The following is a 17,818-nucleotide window of genomic DNA, read 5'->3' on the forward strand; positions in this document are numbered from 1 at the left end:
GGCATTAATTAGTAGGGTTCATAAAGATTTTTGTGAGATCCATGGTAGTGGAGAAGAAATTCTGTGAATTAGCAATAAACTCTCCTTTGTTTATACCGATAAACATATATAAGGGGGGGAATTATGAATGCATTCTGCTCAGTCTAATGAGAAAATATGTAATCATATTGAAAAATACATAGGTGTTATTGATAATGTTTTTAAAGAAATTATTTCAGGTGTTCTGTCGATAGATATTCTAATTCTTGATCCGACGCCTGAGCGGAACTTCTATACTTTAATTACTTCTGGAATGAGCGAATTACCGATGACGGTGCCAGAAGGTGCAGAAGAATATCAATATGCTGAGCTAATGATTTGTCTCCCTCCTACCTGGAAGCTGTCGGATGAGGCTTTTAAGGATGAACGGAATTATTGGCCGATTCGAGCCCTGAAAACAATGGCTAGGTTTCCGCATGAATATAATACATGGCTTTATATGGGGCATACGCTTGTGAACGGGAATCCCGCCCAGCCTTATAGTGAGGATACAGGATTTCAAGGGATGTTCGTTTGGGTTCCAGATGTAAAAGATAAAGCCGGTTTCTTTAATTTAGAAATGACCCATGAGAAAGTGGTGCACTTTTATACGTTAATTCCGCTCTATGGGGAGGAGTTAGATTATAAAATCAAGCATAGCGAGGAAGAGTTACTACACAAGTTAAATAAGATTGGGGTTACGGATGTTTTGGATCCTTCCCGTAAAAATAGTTGTAAGAAGTTATGGGGACTCTTTTAAACACAAGAAAAAACGGCTGAGAGCCGTTTTTTTTATTTTTTGATTCCAAAAGCAATCCAGCGACCATCCACATCTTCAATCACAAATTCCTTGTTATTATAATCGGTGTTTGATAAAGAACGAACAATATGAACACCGGCGGCTTCGAACTCCTTCTCGAACTCTTCTTGCTGCTTCGTAATAAAATAGGCATCGTATCCATAACCGTACAATTCTCGATTGGGAATGACCTTTTGTCCATGGGATTGCGTAAGGATAATCTCTGTATCGTCACGATACAAACAAAGATGTGGTTCTTGTGTATCTAAATAGGGCACAGCTTTAAAACCTAAGTACTGGCTGTAGAAGGCAGCGGTTTGCTCAATATTCAACGTAGGGAAAATACTATGTGATTGTAAGAGCTTTTTGTCCACGAGTGAGGTCATCCTTTCAAAGAAAAAATAGATATCCATATATTACCTTAAGATAGAAGTTTCAACAATACACGGAGTTTCCATTTAGCAGAAGATTATTCACGGTTGACATCATCGCTATTCTATAATAATATACATGCATGAGCATGCATTTATAAATATTTTATATAAGATGAACTTAGAAACTCATGTTCACTGGAAGCATTGATCATACTATACTTAGTTTTTTATAAAGAGGAGAGATATCATGAAGGACTTATTCACCCCGTATGAATTGAAGGATTTGAAGCTGAAGAACCGCGTGGTTATGCCTCCAATGTGTCAGTATTCAGTGTCTAACAAAGACGGAATTGCTACGGATTGGCATTATAATCATTACGTAAGCCGCGCTGTTGGCGGAACCGGATTAATTATTATTGAAATGACGGACGTGGAGCCTGATGGCCGGATTACTGATTTTGATCTTGGTATTTGGTCTGATGAGCAAATTCCTGCACTGGCTAGAATCGTTGAAGCTTGTCATTCTTATGGCGCTAAAGTAGGTATTCAAATTGCACACGCCGGACGTAAAGCAGAAGATGCAGCAGTTCCTGTATCCTCCTCTAACGTTCCTTTTGATGCTGACTCCAAAACACCACGTGCCTTAACAACTGAAGAAGTGAAAGCTATGGTTGAGAAATTCCGGTTGGGCGTGAAGCGGGCGATACAAGCGGGATTTGATGTTATCGAGCTTCATGGAGCGCATGGTTACCTTATTCATCAGTTCCATTCCCCTCTAACCAATCAAAGAACAGATGAATATGGCAAGGATTTAACACGGTTTGGTACAGAAGTCATTCGCGCAGCAAAAAGTGAAATGCCGGAAGGAATGCCATTGATTATGCGTATCTCGGCTCAAGAATATGTTGAGGGCGGGTACGGTATCAAAGAAAGCTTGGAATTTAGTAAAGCTTACAAAGAAGCAGGCGCAGATATTTTCCATATCAGTGCAGGTGGTGAAGGTCCTATCGCAGCTGCCGGGAAACCAGGGACGCATGCAGCTTATCAGGTTCCTTTGGCCAGAGAAATCAAGTATGGCTTGAATGTTCCGGTTATTGCGGTTGGCAGATTGGATGAGCCTGTACTTGCTAATGCCGTGATTGGGAATGAGGAAGCTGATCTTGTTGCCGTGGGCCGGGGCATGTTGAGAAATCCATACTGGACGCTGGAAGCAGGGGTCGAGCTTCAGAAAGATGCGGGTATTCCCAGACAATATTCTTTCGGGTTTCCAAGAATTAATGGGTAAAGACTAATTTAAATAGTGTGAAGTCTAAACAAAATAATTGTAAAGTGTGGAGGGGCCGGCTTCTTGGAGAAACGGTCTCTCCTTTTTTTAAAAATAAAATAAGTATAAGTATCGAACCTATACTTTATGTATGGTTGTGGATTGTAGTACTATTATATAGAAGGAAAAAATCATGAAAAGCCATACACCCGGGAGATGAATAATAAAATGGGCGACATTCTTAACAATGAACTTATAACGAGTTGGTTGACGTTAACGCATATACAAATGAATGTGACGAATGAATTGGAAGCTAATCTACAAGCCAAACATGGCTTATCCTTAAAAGAATTTTATTTGCTGTTATTTTTGTCGGAAGCGCCGGAGAAGAAACTGAAATTGCAGAAACTCGAAGCTATGGTGGGTTTAAGCCAGAGTGCAGTTTCCCGACTGGTTAGTCGTTTTGAGGCCAAAGGCTGTGGCGCTTTAGAAAGAAAAGCGTGTGATGCTGATCGCAGAAGTATCTATACTGCCTTGACTGCCATTGGCGAAGACAAGCTCCTCCGTGCACAAGATACCTTTCAAGAGACCCTGCTTGCAGCTTTTCCAGAAAAAGATGTGAAAGAGCTTTTGGATCAAATGCTTCGCATGAAGCAACAGTCATGAATTCACAATAAAACCTCTGTTTTGGTAAATGGACCGAATCTCCATTTCCCATACAGAGGTTTTTTAGTGTGGGGCGCTATTTACATCCTACCTGTTCATTCTACTGTTGCTGGGAAAGCCGGTAATAATTATAGTCTTCATGTTCAATTGTAATCTCGTCAAGAAGCTCGAAACCACATTTTTGAATGACTCTATTAGATGGGATATTGTGTTTCAGAGCAATGGCGTTTAATACATCGGTAGAGCTATTATCAAACAAATACTTAATTAATCCCTTGGCAGCTTGAGTAGTGTAGCCTTTACCGCGATGATCCTTGGATATGGCATACATAATCTCTCTGTTAGGAACGGGCAATTCATCCTTAATTCCTGTACAACACCAACCAATAAACTCACCGGACTCTTTTAAAATAATGCCTAAACGAAGACGAAGCTCTCCGATATCTCCGCCCGCTGAGATCGCTTGAAGAAACTGCTGGTTCTCTTTTATTTCATAGTTTATTAACCAGTCCAACCGTTGTTCTTTAGGAACATTCCAATCTGGCAAGAATTCAATAATTTCAGGCTGTAGAGTAAGCGCATGAAACTCCTCTAAATCCTCCACGCTATACTCCCGCAGAAAAATATCTTTACAATCAATCGTAAATAAATCACTAGAATTGGCCTCTTCATTCACAACCTCGCTCAACTTTCACCACTCCTTTATTAACTAACAGATATTTTACCATGAAACAATTGATTGATTTGGTAATATTTGATTATAAAAAATGTTTTCTTTTATTTCACATAAATATTAATTGGTTAATATATTAATTGACTATAAAATATGTTATTATGTTTCGTATAAACGGCAATGAACTAATATTGTTAGGTTTTTAAGATTTCTACTATAAAGATAACAGGTGATCTTCTATGAAAAATGACAACGGTAACAAATTTATTAATGGTAGTCTAATTGCGCATTATAAGTTTGATAATCCAGAGGATGTAGGTCAAGATTTCTCGGGGAACGGCAATGATGGAACCGCTTCAGGTACGAAGCTGCCGGCTATTAAATCCGTAGCAGGTAGACAAGCTGTTTCGCTTGCTGGGGGAGAACATGGCACATCCTATATTTCATTACCTAACGATCTGCTTAAAGAGGTCAGTGACCATACAGGAATTACGATTTCGACCTGGATGTATGTAAGCAAAGCTTCAAGCTTATGGGAAAGAATTTTTGATTTTGGTAAAGGTGAAACAGGACCTTATCTTTTTGTAACTCGCAATTTGCGGGGCACTTGTTTTGCAGGGGAAGACTTAATTGCAGATCCAGGGAAATCCTTTGCGACTGATGAATGGGTACACGTTTCCTTTGCAGTTACAGGCACAAAAGGTGGAACACTAAGCAGTGCAGGACCTGTGATGTATGTAAATGGTGAAGTAGTTGCGGATGGCATGATCAGCCAAACCTCTAGTGGCACATATGCTAAGCTGCGCACATGGTTTGCTACTTTTGAAGATCAACTGAATTATAGCAATAATACAATCGGGAAATCCCAGTACGCGGCAGATGTTGATTTTGGCGGCTATATTTCAGACTTCCGTGTATATAAAGCAGGCTTAACTCAAGATGAAGTGATTGAAATTATGTGCGAATCTTTGACGGATGAAGATATCGTTAAGCTTGCAAAAGATAAATACTTAACCTTCCCAAGCTCGATTATTACCAAAGATATCGAATTGCCAGCTTCGCTGATGGGCGGGAAAGTTGACGTATCTTGGGTATCCAGCGATACCAAAGTCATTTCTAATGAAGGCGTTGTGAATAAAGGAGTTCAATCTGCTCAAGGCGTAACACTTACAGCACATTTGAAAAAGGGAGCTAGTACAGTAGAAAAGAGCTTCACTGTGTCTGTGCTTCCGGAAGATTTGCCACCTTACACCTTAACGATTGACGGCAATCAGGAGATTTTGGATGTTAGCCAAATTCTATATGGTTTATTCTATGAGGACATTAACAATGCAGCAGACGGTGGGATCTATGCAGAGCTAGTGCAGAATCGCTCCTTCGAATCTTTTGCTTTTGACAGCTATTCGCATGTATGTGGTGTACATGGTGCTTCCACCGGAAGAAATTATACACCTCTTCACGCATGGTCTGGGGATACAGACCAAATGACTGTCCATAATACAGGCGGATTAAACGATTTCTTCGGCATCGATGATAAAGATATGAATGCGCATTATGTGACGGTAGCGGATGGCGCGACGATTAATAATAGAGGTTTTGCCGATTCCAATCAGCACTGCTCGATGTTTATTCAGGAAGATGCCAAGTACAACTTCACGATTTGGGCGAAGGCAGAAGCAGCGGGCACAATTACCTTGCAATTGCTCGACAAAGACGGTAAAGCCATCAGCGATACTGCAGTTGTTGAAGTAAACGGTGACGGCAGCTGGAAGAAGTATGGTGTCGATTCAAAGCTTGTATTAACAGGATCTGAAACTGTGCTTGGTCAGCTGGCTTTAACCTTTAACGGTGAGATCTCCATTGATATGGTTTCCTTAATTCCTGATGACGTTTGGGGCGCTGGTGAAGAGGAACGTTCTGCTACAGCTCATGCTAACTATAAAGGAAATTCAAACTATAGATTGCGAAAAGACTTAGTGAATGCACTCGTTGATCTTCATCCTACCTTCCTGCGTTTCCCTGGGGGTTGTATTTCTGAAGGTTCTCACATTTGGGAGAACGTGTACGATTGGAAAGAGTCCGTCAACGATATCGAATTGCGCAAAGAGAACTATAACGTATGGGGCTACATGATGACCATGGGTCTTGGATATATGGAGTATTTCCAATTAGCCGAGGATTTGAACGCAACACCACTTCCGGTTATGGCCTGCGGCGTACTCTGTCAAGCTCGTTCGGATTATGCGAATCCAGCTGGCGGTGCGTTAAGAGATTATTATGTGAAGAACTTTACGGATCTGATTGATTTTGCGATTAGCATGGATTTTGACAATAATGAGTGGGCTGCATTGCGTAAAAAGATGGGCCATGAAGCAGCGTTTGATCTGCGTTATTTGGGTGTGGGGAATGAAAACTGGGGTACAGAGTTTTTCGCCAACTTCGAATATTTTAAAACAGTGATTGATGAGTATATGGTGAAGAACTATCCTGATCATGAATTGACTATTCTCTCTACCGTGGGTGCACAGGCAGATGATGATGCTTACCAGCAAGGTTGGAAATTCCTAAGCGGAAATTTACAGGGCTCGGAAAAAATCAGCTTTACGGATGGTACATCGAGCATCGAAGAGACTGTTACCTGGTACGAAAAACAAAAGAACTACATGGATACCATTGCGGATGAGCATTACTACCGTTCCAATGAATATTTGTTAGAGAATGCTGATCGTTACAACTACTATTACAGAGCCTATAAGGAAGACGGCAGCTTGGATGAGGCTGAAACTTCAAAGGTTTTTGTGGGCGAATATGCTTCCACAGATAAAAACACATTGGCAGGAGCTGTTGCTGAGGCGGCGATTATGTCCAGCTTCGAGAATAACTCTGATGTGATTAGATTGGCGGCAACGGCACCGTTGTTCAACAAGGTTCTGACAGATGGCACCTATAGATGGACACCGGATTGCATCTGGTTCGATGATGAAACCGTATGGTACACACCGAACTATTATGTTCAGCAGCTGTATGCTAAATACCTGGGAACCAAAGTGGTTGGCACCTCATTTTCGACTTATCGCAACGGGGAGAAGGTAGACCTCATTCCTCATGGAGGAATTGAAGTGGCTGCCGGGAAATCAGCTGTGATCGTGAAACGGGTGAAAGTGACTTCGAATGTAGATGGCAGTGTATGGTTGGATCAAGATTTCACGCAGCCGCTGGATGAAGCTTGGAAAGTGATTCCTGGCTCTGCCGGATATACGATTGATCCTTCCAAAGGTCTGGTATTGAAAGCGCAGAATGGCGGATTGAATGGATTGAATGGATTGTATATCCTTAATGACGCGTGGACTAATTATAAAGTAGAGGTTGTAGCTGAAAAAGCTTCTGGCGAAGATGGCTTCTATGTAGGCGCAGGTCTGACAGAAATCTCACCGGAAAATAAAGATGTTATCGAATATGCAATTGGCTATAATGGCGATGCCACAGGAGTCAAGGTGTACAAGCAAGGGATTGAGGCTTATACTCTCGGCGATTATTCCTCTAGTACCGCTGCTGGTAACCTTAGAGCCAGTTGCTATGAAGAGCTTGCGGATCATACGGAATATACCATCACCGTTAATTATGGCGGAGCAGATGGCAAACATTTGATTTGCTCTTATACAGATGGCAAGGTAACAAGCAAAGTACTGGATTATAAGCTTGAGGCTTATAACAGAGAGGTATACAATTCTGTAACTAAAGATGATAAGCATCTTTATGTGAAGCTTGTAAATGCGGATGGTGTAGAAAAAGCAACGAAGCTTGATCTAAAAGGCTTAAAAGTAGCTGCTACGGGTAAACGGATTACCTTAACCGGAGACGCCTCGCTGGTTCACACACCTAATGTGAACAGAAAAAATGATGAGAAGGTTACACCAGTTGAAACGGAAATCGTAATTGATAAAGACACGGCAATTGTGAAGCTAGCTGCCAATTCCGTGAATGTGATTGTTCTGGATCTGATTTAATAGAAAATATGCTGTTCAACACGCGCCGATCTTTTTGTTCGGCGCGTGTTGTTGTTTAACAAGCCTCTAAATCGGTTGATGATTATATAGAGAGAACTGTCCACTTGCTTGATGAATCTCAGAATCTATCTTACACTGGTGAAAGTACATCACCCGACTGACCCTCCAGTCTGCGATCCTTCCAGATGTTTTTTCCACAGCTGCCTTCATTACTCCAGAATACAGTGCATACCCCCTAGCCCCTAAAAAGGAGAACGACAAAATGATGAAATCATTCAAAACGGACTGGAAAGCAAATCTGAAAAATCCTCAAACGATTATGGCCTTGTTTACTTATCGTTATGGAAATTGGGTGTATTATCGAGTGAAGAATGGCATCGTGCGAAAACCTTTGTGGCTTTTGTACCGGATAATGGATGTGCTTTTTGTCCGTATTCTTGCGAATGGCGAGCTTCACGCTCAAGCTCAAATTGGTGACGCGCTTCATTTACCGCATGGTTTAAATGGGATTATCATTAGTCCTAAAGCGGTGCTTGGAAGCCATGCTACTATTTTTCATCAAGTGACTATTGGCGGGAGAAATAACTTAGGAGAGCCAGTGATTGGAGACAGAGCTTTTATTGGAGTAGGCTCCAAGATTCTTGGACCGGTTGTCATTGGTAACGATGTTAATATCGGGGCCATGTCTGTCGTGGTAAAGGATGTGCCGGATAACGCTTCGGCTGTAGGTATTCCTGCTAAAAATATATTGCGGAGTGAACCGAAACCAGAGAATACAAGATAAAGACGTTAGGTTCTAGTACATAGGGTACGCGTGCGCTTTATTTTAATATCTTACAGGGTATAATTAAAGCATCCAAGTAATCTTGTAATAACCTTCTAGAGATCGGAGTAATGAAATGAAATATAGCAATTTAGAAGAGTGTGTTAATGATTTAGAGAAACACGGACATTTAGTTCGTATTCAGGAAGAAGTGGACCCTTATCTAGAGATGGCGGCGATTCACCTAAAGGTTTATGAGGCTGGTGGACCTGCATTATTATTTGAAAATGTAAAAGGCTCGAAGTTTCGGGCCGTATCTAACCTTTTTGGAACGATAGAGCGCAGTAAGTTTATCTTTCGGCGTACTTGGGACTCCACACATAACGTAATTGCCCTTCGCAACGATCCCGTAAAAGCACTCAAAAATCCATTTAAATATGTTGGTACCGGATTATCCGCGAGAAAAGCATTGCCGATTAAAAAGCCAGGGGGTCTGCCAAGCGGTTTTCAGGAAATTAGTATCTCTGATCTTCCGCTAATCACACATTGGCCGGGAGATGGTGGTGCTTTTGTAACTTTGCCGCAGGTGTATTCAGAAGATCCGGACAAGCCGGGCATTATGAATTCCAATCTGGGAATGTACCGTGTGCAGCTGACTGGAAATGAGTATGAATTAAATAAAGAAGTGGGCATTCATTATCAAATTCATCGCGGCATTGGCGTACATCAGGAAAAAGCGAACCGCCAAGGACAACCGCTTAAAGTGAGTTGTTTTATCGGTGGACCACCCGCTCACTCTTTATCGGCGGTTATGCCTTTGCCTGAGGGAATGAGTGAGATGATCGTTGCAGGATTACTTTCAGGACGCCATTTCAGCTATAGCTATGTGGATGGTTATTGTATAAGCAATGATGCGGACTTTGTAATAACAGGTGAAATTCACCCTGGTGAGACGAAGCCGGAGGGGCCTTTTGGCGACCATTTAGGCTATTATAGCTTGGTTCACCCTTTCCCAGTAATGAGAGTACATAAAGTGTACGCCAGAAAAAATGCAATCTTTCCATTTACGGTTGTCGGCCGGCCGCCACAAGAGGATACCGCGTTTGGTGAGTTAATTCACGAGCTGACAGGTGGGGCTATCCGCCAAGAAATTCCGGGCGTCAAAGAAGTTCATGCAGTCGATGCTGCGGGTGTTCATCCCCTGCTGTTCGCCATTGGCAGTGAACGTTATACGCCTTATCAGCAAGTAAAGCAGCCAGCGGAAATTCTGACCATTGCTAACCGGATTTTAGGGACGGGTCAGCTTAGTTTAGCTAAGTTTTTGTTTATTACAGCAGAAGAGAATCAGCCTATCAGCACACATAATATCGAGGATTTCTTGACGTATATCTTAGAGCGGATTAATCTTCATAGAGATATTCATTTCTATACCAATACCACGATTGATACACTTGATTATTCCGGCACAGGATTAAACAGCGGAAGTAAAGTGATCTTCGCAGCAGTAGGGGATAAGAAAAGAGAGCTATGTACAGAGGTGCCAGGCCTGCTGAAAGAATTACAGGGATTTGAACATGCACGAATGGTGATGCCTGGTCTTGTTGCCCTTCAAGGCGCTAAATTCACAAGCTACGCTGAAGCAGCACTGGAAATGAACAAGCTTAGTGAAGCTATTCAGGAGCAAGGGTCACTTCCTTCTTGCCCAATGATTATTTTGTGTGATGATAGCGAGTTTTTGAGTGAAAAGATCGACAATTTCCTATGGGCGACGTTCACCCGCAGTAATCCATCTCATGATATCTATGGAGTGAACAGTTCTACTGAGTATAAACATTGGTCCTGTGATAACGTGATTATTGATGCTCGGGTAAAACCCCATCAAGCCCCGCCACTGATCCCAGACCCAACCGTTCAGAAGCATATCGAACGATTATTTGCGTCAGGTGGCAGTTTAAGCAGAGTCAAGATATAGAGAAACATTCATAGGCCTTCTTGGGAATCCAAGGAGGCCTATTTGCTGTTTGTGAAATGATTTTGCTCATATGAAATAAAAAAGAAATAGGGGTATTATGGGTTGTATGGTATATATTTGCTATTAATATTGGGGAAGTGTTGTTCTGATGGAAATTATGGAAACCGAACGTTTATGGATTAGAAGGTTCTCAGCAGAGGATTGGAAAGACCTTCATGAATATTTGTCGCAAGAAAGTGTTGTGAAATATGAGCCCTATTCCGTGTTTAATGCAGATGAATCTCGCACTGAGGCACTCAGACGGTCATCGGACCGTGCTTTTTGGGCAGTCTGTCTTAAATCTACGACAAAAATGATCGGCAACTTATATTTTCAAGCGAGCGAACCAAAGGTTTTTGGCGTTTGGGAATTTGGATATGTTTTTAACCCTGATTTTCAGGGAAGCGGGTATGCTACAGAGGCTTGTAATCAATTGTTAAACTATGGCTTTGATAATCTGAAAATGAGACGTGTGATTGCGAACTGTGATCCCGAAAATACACGCTCATGGAAACTGCTTGAACGATTGAAGCTTCGTCGAGAAGGACATTTTTTGCAGACGGGTTATTTTAAATACGATAGTAATGGAGAGCCAATCTGGCATGATACTTATTCCTATGGATTGCTCAGAAGCGAATGGTTAAGGATGACGGAATAGCAAAACTGTTGTCGTGATCTCAAAAGCGGGTGTCCCCTCACTGATTCTTCTGTCCTAACTTCTTCCCAAATCGTAGGTTTTTATAACTATAGGCGAAGAAATTGAACGGTTTAGTGTATGATAAAATCTGTTTTTTAAATGTTCAGAGTGACACTTAGGTGGTAGTATCGTGTTGGATATGAGTGAAACTGGAATCATCTACCATCCAGCTGCCTGAGCAAAGAGGAGGGGATACGCGCACGAAGTGAACTTATATTTGAAGAACGAATGACAACGAAGCTTATTGTAAGCGTTTACTACAACGGGGCTAGATGCGTACTAAGTTCTTTTAATCATAAGAAAGCGGGTGAAGCACAGAAGATGAAGAGGAATAAGCTTGGAAATAAAATATTTATGGTGTTATTGTCGTGGATCTTCATTTGTTCATCAATACTTCCATCTACAACATTTGGTGTGCAACAGGCCAGTGCAGCTTCAGGTCCAATAACCTTGCAATATGATTTTGGAACAGCAACAAGTCCTGTTATGAGTGGTTATACAGGCGTGCATGAATCTAAGTTATATACGAATGAGCTAGGGTATGGTTTAGATCAGGCGGTTGCTTCAAGGAATCGTTCGGGTGGAGACGATATGACCAACGATTTTGTATTGGGACTGTCCTATTCTTTTTTGGTGGATCTTCCTAATGGGGATTACGATGTGACTGTATACTCAGGAGATTTACTAGCAGGTACAAGTACAACCAAAACTACGATTACTTTGGAAGGTAGCACGGCTGGGTCGATAAGCAGCAAGCAAGCTGTAAATCAAGCTACCTACCGGACGACTGTTCAAGATGGTCAACTGACCGTCGGCATTACGGGTACAGGGGTTGGCGGATATTTAAATGGACTAATTATTCAGCAGATTGTACCAGGTCCATTGAAAGCCCCTGAGGGATTAGTGGTTCATAATATCACTCCCACTGAGGTATCTCTAGGGTGGAGCAGCGTGACAGAAGCAGTCTATTACAATATTTATCGAACGGTTCTTCCTAGTGGAACCCTTCAAGCCATAGGTCAAGCTGCTGCTAACAGCTACGTGGATTCAGATGTAAATGAAGGCAGTGGTTACATTTACAATGTGTCAGCTGTAAATGGAAAGGGTGAGGAATCTGCTTTGAGCGCATCTGTGACCGTAGACAAAATTCCGGGGGGAGAGGTTCCCGCAGCACCAACCGGTCTTTCAATTGTCAGTGTCGGTGTAAGTTCTGTTCAACTGAATTGGAACAGTGTGGCTGGAGCTAGCCGCTATACGATCTTAAGGTCTGATTCAGCAGATGGAACATTCCATGAGATTGGCCAGTCAGAGAAGACGACATTTACGGATGCCTCAGCGGACACCTCAAAACGGCAATATTATGGGGTGAAGGCAGCCAATGACCAAGGCGAATCAGAGCTATCTGACAAGGTGGAAAGCGCCGTGTATACGCCTCCTGGAACTTTGCCAGAAGGAGATGTTTATTCCTTTGATTTTGGTCCGGGTGCTGTGGCTGAAGGTTATCTTAAGGTAGATGCAGGGGTATCTTATTCCTCTGAGGTTAAATATGGATTTACAGATATATCGAAAGTAACTGGGGTAGACCGAGGAACCTCAGATCCTTTGCGATCAGATTTTGTGGTCCCTAAGGATGCAACTTTTAATGTAGATTTACCGAATGGCGATTATACAGTGTCACTTATCGCTGGTGACAGCGCCGGAGAAACAGAGATTGGCATCAAAGTCGAATCCATTCAAAAAGTTCAACAGACGAGCAAAACAGCAGGCCAGTATTTGGAAATGAGCTTTGACATCGCTTTGGTGGATGGACAAATGAACTTGGTGTTCTCTGGCACTAAGCCAAATATCAATGCACTGGTGATTACTAAGCAGCCAGACCGTCCTGCTAATGAATTGCCAACGGTTTATATTGCGGGTGATTCAACCGTGCAGACTTATGATCCTTATTGGATACCACAAGCAGGCTGGGGACAAATGATTCCTGATTTCTTTAGTGAGGAAGTAACGTTTAAGAATCACGCTATCGGAGGCCGCAGCTCTAAGTCATTTATTGTCGAGGGAAGGCTGGATGAAGTACTGCGTAAGATCCAACCGGGTGACTATTTCCTGATCCAGTTTGGTCATAATGACGCAACGATTAGCGTTCCAGACCGATATGCTTCTCCAGCCGATTACAAAGTTTATTTAAAAACATATGTCAATGGAGCTAGGCAAAGAGGAGCAACTCCGATTCTGGTGACCCCCATGGGCCGCAGAGATTATAATGCCGCGAGCGAAAAATTTAATGTGAGCTTTCCAGAATATGTGCAGGCTATGAAAGAAGTAGCAAGTGAACTTGATGTTGATTTGGTCGATCTTAGCGCACTCAGTGTAGCTTATTACAATTCTATCGGTTTTGCAGCTACACGCTCTGTATTCCTTCACCTCGATGCAGGGATATATGGTGCTTTCCCAAATGGCTCGACAGACGATACTCACTTTCAAGAATACGGAGCCATTCAAATGGCCCGTCTGCTGGCCAAAGGAATAGGGGAATTAAATATTCCACTCTCCAGCTTTGTGCAGGACATCAAACAGCCGGAAACGGTGCCTGTGAAGCCTGAAGGTCTTGTAGCTGGGAGTATCAGTAATGCAGGTGCAGTACTGAAATGGAATAAAGTAGAAGGTACAGATATCTATAAAATCTATCGTAAGCTAGCGGCAGAAGCCGAATCTGCTTATACCTTAGCGGGAACTTCAACTGTCCCTTCATTGACATTAAGCGGGTTGGTTGAAGGTCAAAGCTACTCGGTAAGAGTGACTGCAGTGAACGGGCTAGGAGAGTCTGAGCCTTCAGATGAAGTGAAGCTGACTACGAAATCCGCTCAGTATCGTTATGATTTTGGACCTGTTGGTTCACCCGTTGCTGCGGGTTATACGGAAGTGAATGTGAATGTCCTGTATACCCCAGAACGTGGATATGGTTTGACCTCGAGTGCAGGGATGATTGATCGGGATCGGGGAAATGCGACGGACGATCTGCGCAGAGATTTTGTGATTTATTTTGGAGGATCGTATGAATTCAAAGTTGATTTACCCAATGGTTATTACTCTGTTAAGACCTATACAGGAGATTGGATTGGATCTGCCAAGACGAATGTAGCCATTGAAGGCAAAGATTACGGAACAGTCTCCTCAGGTAAGGAAAATATTGCTGAGAAGCTGTATAACCAGATTGCTGTCAAAGACGGGCAGATGAATCTTGTCTTTAGTGGCACAACCGCTCATCTCAATGGGCTGGAGATCACACCGTTATTATTAGCCCCAACGAATCTGAAACTGGGTAGCCTGGATTTAAACAGTGAGCCTATCACAGCTAATCTTTCTTGGGATAGTATGGAGAGTGCGCTGAAATACCGTGTATATCGTCAGGCTACGGTTGCGAATAGTGCAGAGCTGCTGGGCGAGACAACAGAGCCGCTCTACACAGATACCACTGCGGATATTGGTATGGAATATATCTATACGGTAACTTCGGTCGACAGCACGGGACTGGAATCCGTAGGCTCCAATGCGCTAAAAGTGTCTATGATTGACCCCTCCGTAGCAAAAGCAGCCGTACCTAGTAGTCTAGCTGTACAATCTACGAACAAAAATGATGTGACCTTTACTTGGAATGAGGTACCGGATGCACGGATGTTCAACATTTATCGTGCGAAATCCGCAGACAGTGAGTTCATCCTGATCGGCAAATCATTCGAAGCTTCGTACACAGACACGACCGTTCTGACTACCATTCCTTACTATTACAAAGTAGCCTCGGTAAATGCAGGCGGCATCTCTGATCTATCCGCTACGTTGGAAACCTCAGCGGTGACAACATTATACCGGAAGATGGAGGCGCTGGATCGTGCGCCTGTAGCGGTTAAGACAGATGAGGGTGTTTATATCAGCTGGCGGATGTTAGGTCTGGATCCGGAAACGATAGGATTCAATCTGTATCGTGGCGATAAGAAACTTAATGATTCGTTGATTACTCAAAACACGAACTATCTCGATACTAAAGGCACGGAGGATGCCAAATATAGAATCACATCAGTAATCAATGGAGTCGAGAAATCCGCTTCGGAACCATTCAGCGTATGGCAGAAGCAATATCTATCGATCCCTTTGCAAAAGCCAGCAGATGATTACACCAAGGATGGTCAACCGTATACGTATAGTGCGGGAGATGCAAGTGTAGGTGATTTGGACGGTGATGGTGTATATGAAATCATCATGCTGTGGTCACCTTCGAACAGCAAGGATAACTCTCAAGCTGGGTATACTGGACTTGTCTATTTGGACGCTTATAAATTAGATGGAACTCGCTTATGGCGGATTAATTTAGGGCCTAATATTCGTGCCGGCGCACACTATTCTCCATTCCTGGTATATGATCTGGATAGTGATGGACGTGCCGAAATTATGATCAAGACGGCAGATGGCACAGTGGACGGTCAAGGAAAAGTCATCGGCAATGCCAGTGCAGACTATCGTAACAGTTCGGGTTATGTGCTGCTGGGCAATGAATATTTAACGGTGTTCGAAGGGGCAACAGGCCGGGCATTGGATACCGTTGATTATGATCCGCCACGTGGAGATGTTGGCGCTTGGGGGGATACCTATGGTAACCGTGTAGACCGCTTTTTGGCAGCTGTAGCTTATTTAGACGGCGAGCAGCCAAGCGTGATTTTTAGCCGCGGTTATTATACTAGAACCGTACTTGCAGCTTACAATTATCGCGAGGGCAAGCTCGAGAAAGTATGGCGTTTCGATTCTAATGATGAAGGATATGGAGACTATGTTGGTCAAGGAAACCACAATCTTTCTGTAGGCGATGTGGACGGTGACGGCAAGGACGAAATAACCTTCGGCGCGATGGCAATCGACGATGACGGATTGCCGCTGTATAATACAAAGCTTGGCCATGGTGATGCAATTCATTTCGGGGACCTTGATCCTACCAGACCCGGGCTGGAAGTCTTTGATGTTCATGAGCATACCGATTCGAAGTATGGGATTGAAATGCGTGATGCAGCTACAGGAGAAATATTATGGGGTGTATTCACGGGGATTGATACTGGACGGGGAATGTCAGCAGATATTGATCCGCGATATGCTGGCGAAGAGGTATGGGCTGCAACGATCACCAATGAGGAGCATATACCTGTTACGGGCCTATACAGTGCGCAAGGGGAACTAATCACTAAAAAACTGCCTTCCTCCACGAATTTTGGTATTTGGTGGGATGGTGATCTTTTACGTGAATTACTGGATGCGAATCGAGTGGATAAGTGGGACTATACCAATCAGACAACGGTTAACTTATTGACGGCTGTAGGTGCTTCTTCAAATAATGGCACCAAGGCGAATCCAAGCTTGCAGGCAGATCTGTTCGGGGATTGGCGTGAAGAAGTGATCTGGCGGGCAACGGACAGTTCTGAACTACGGATCTACACAACAACGGATATGACAGATTATCGTATTCGCACATTGATGCATGATCCGATCTACCGCCTGGCAGTAGCTTGGCAAAATGTAGGCTATAATCAACCTCCGCACCCTGGATTCTTTCTTGGTGAAGGGATGGAACAACCAGCGGCTCCAAAAATTCAATATGTAGGCTCACCGGGAGAAACTGAAGATACTACACCACCTACGATTTCTGGTTTACCTTCTGCTCAAATGAGTGAAACGGATGTATTGAAGGTGCAGGTCGTAGCGGAAGATCCAGAGTCTGGCATTCGCAGTCTGGATATTACCTTTGATGGTAAACCTATCGTTTATGGAGATGAGATTCCACTCACAGGGCTTGCGGGAGCGCATACGTTCATCGCAACAGCCATTAATAACGCTGGACTTTCGACGACAGAACAAGTGATTGTGTTCGTAAGTGGACCTCAGAAGGCTACAGGTGTTCCGGGGCAATGGGTTCTATCCAATAATAATGGGCAGGATACAGGACTTTTGGACGGGGATTACCAAATCACAATGAATATGTGGTGGGGCAATAATGGTACGGTCTACAAGCTATATGAGAACGGTGCCTTAATCGACACGCAAACCTTACGTGATGATTCCCCAGCTGCACAGACTGCAGTGACTAATATTACCGGAAAAGAAAACGGAACCTACACCTATACGGCTGAGCTGACCAATTCTTTTGGCACAACGGTGTCTGCTGCTCATGTGGTTATCGTGAAGGATGCTGCACCAGCTAAGCCGGTGTTGTCCAATGACAACTGGGATGGTGATGGAGAGTATAAAGTGACTATGAATTTATGGTGGGGGATGAACGGCAAAGAGTATCGCTTGTATGAGAACGGAATACTGATCGATACTCAGACTTTAACAGCGGGTACCCCAAACGCACAAACGGCTTCTACTTCCATCACTAACCGTTCTCCAGGCGTCTATGAATACCGGGCTGAGCTGTTGAATGATCAAGGGGTAAATGAGAGTGCGATCATGAAAGTTACGGTAAAATAACTGAATATTTGTTGAAAAAGCGCCTAAGTCGGTAAT

At 43.2% G+C, this 17,818-nt stretch carries 10 protein-coding genes; 8 read left to right on the forward strand and 2 right to left on the reverse strand.

Going from position 1 to position 17,818, the window contains the following annotated elements; genetic code table 11:
- The first annotated feature begins 127 nt into the window (after positions 1–127).
- Complete coding sequence (locus tag NYE58_RS11865) at positions 128–778, forward strand: suppressor of fused domain protein (RefSeq protein ID WP_076184305.1); 651 nt, start codon at positions 128–130, stop codon at positions 776–778.
- A gap of 32 nt (positions 779–810) precedes the next feature.
- Here the strand turns inward: NYE58_RS11865 and NYE58_RS11870 are convergent, their stop codons facing one another.
- Positions 811–1,191: a VOC family protein gene (locus tag NYE58_RS11870; protein ID WP_341001948.1), complete on the reverse strand. Its 381-nt coding sequence runs from the start codon at positions 1,189–1,191 to the stop codon at positions 811–813.
- A 247-nt stretch (positions 1,192–1,438) separates the two neighbouring features.
- Here NYE58_RS11870 and NYE58_RS11875 point away from each other — a divergent pair, with 247 nt between their 5' ends.
- Positions 1,439–2,476: an NADH:flavin oxidoreductase/NADH oxidase gene (locus NYE58_RS11875; RefSeq protein WP_341001949.1), complete on the forward strand. Its 1,038-nt coding sequence runs from the start codon at positions 1,439–1,441 to the stop codon at positions 2,474–2,476.
- A gap of 195 nt (positions 2,477–2,671) precedes the next feature.
- Positions 2,672–3,121, forward strand: a complete 450-nt coding sequence (locus NYE58_RS11880; protein ID WP_254848715.1) for a MarR family winged helix-turn-helix transcriptional regulator — start codon at positions 2,672–2,674, stop codon at positions 3,119–3,121.
- 100 nt (positions 3,122–3,221) lie between these two features.
- On the opposite strand, the gene NYE58_RS11885 is transcribed toward NYE58_RS11880, so the two are convergent.
- Positions 3,222–3,809: a GNAT family N-acetyltransferase gene (locus NYE58_RS11885; RefSeq protein ID WP_256716512.1), complete on the reverse strand. Its 588-nt coding sequence runs from the start codon at positions 3,807–3,809 to the stop codon at positions 3,222–3,224.
- A 224-nt stretch (positions 3,810–4,033) separates the two neighbouring features.
- On the opposite strand from NYE58_RS11885, the gene NYE58_RS11890 reads away from it, so the two are divergent.
- The 5 genes from NYE58_RS11890 to NYE58_RS11910 all read left to right on the forward strand — a co-directional run bounded on the left by NYE58_RS11890 (position 4,034) and on the right by NYE58_RS11910 (position 17,782).
- Positions 4,034–7,801 carry an alpha-L-arabinofuranosidase C-terminal domain-containing protein gene (locus tag NYE58_RS11890; protein WP_341001951.1) on the forward strand — a complete coding sequence of 1,256 codons (3,768 nt, stop codon included), beginning with the start codon at positions 4,034–4,036 and terminating at the stop codon, positions 7,799–7,801.
- Between the two features lie 262 nt (positions 7,802–8,063).
- Positions 8,064–8,585, forward strand: coding sequence for a serine O-acetyltransferase (locus NYE58_RS11895; protein WP_036679239.1), 522 nt, complete (start codon positions 8,064–8,066; stop codon positions 8,583–8,585).
- A gap of 115 nt (positions 8,586–8,700) precedes the next feature.
- Positions 8,701–10,536, forward strand: a complete 1,836-nt coding sequence (locus NYE58_RS11900; RefSeq protein ID WP_076276402.1) for a UbiD family decarboxylase — start codon at positions 8,701–8,703, stop codon at positions 10,534–10,536.
- A gap of 148 nt (positions 10,537–10,684) precedes the next feature.
- Positions 10,685–11,233 carry a GNAT family N-acetyltransferase gene (locus NYE58_RS11905; protein WP_179087504.1) on the forward strand — a complete coding sequence of 183 codons (549 nt, stop codon included), beginning with the start codon at positions 10,685–10,687 and terminating at the stop codon, positions 11,231–11,233.
- A 267-nt stretch (positions 11,234–11,500) separates the two neighbouring features.
- The gene (locus tag NYE58_RS11910; RefSeq protein WP_341001953.1) at positions 11,501–17,782 is read left to right on the forward strand and encodes a rhamnogalacturonan lyase family protein; all 6,282 of its coding nucleotides are present in this window, start codon (positions 11,501–11,503) and stop codon (positions 17,780–17,782) included.
- Positions 17,783–17,818: the final 36 nt, after the last annotated feature.

Origin of the sequence: Paenibacillus sp. FSL L8-0708 (genome assembly GCF_038009325.1) — a bacterium.
In the GTDB taxonomy this organism is placed as follows: Bacteria; Bacillota; Bacilli; order Paenibacillales; family Paenibacillaceae; genus Paenibacillus_AQ; species Paenibacillus_AQ odorifer.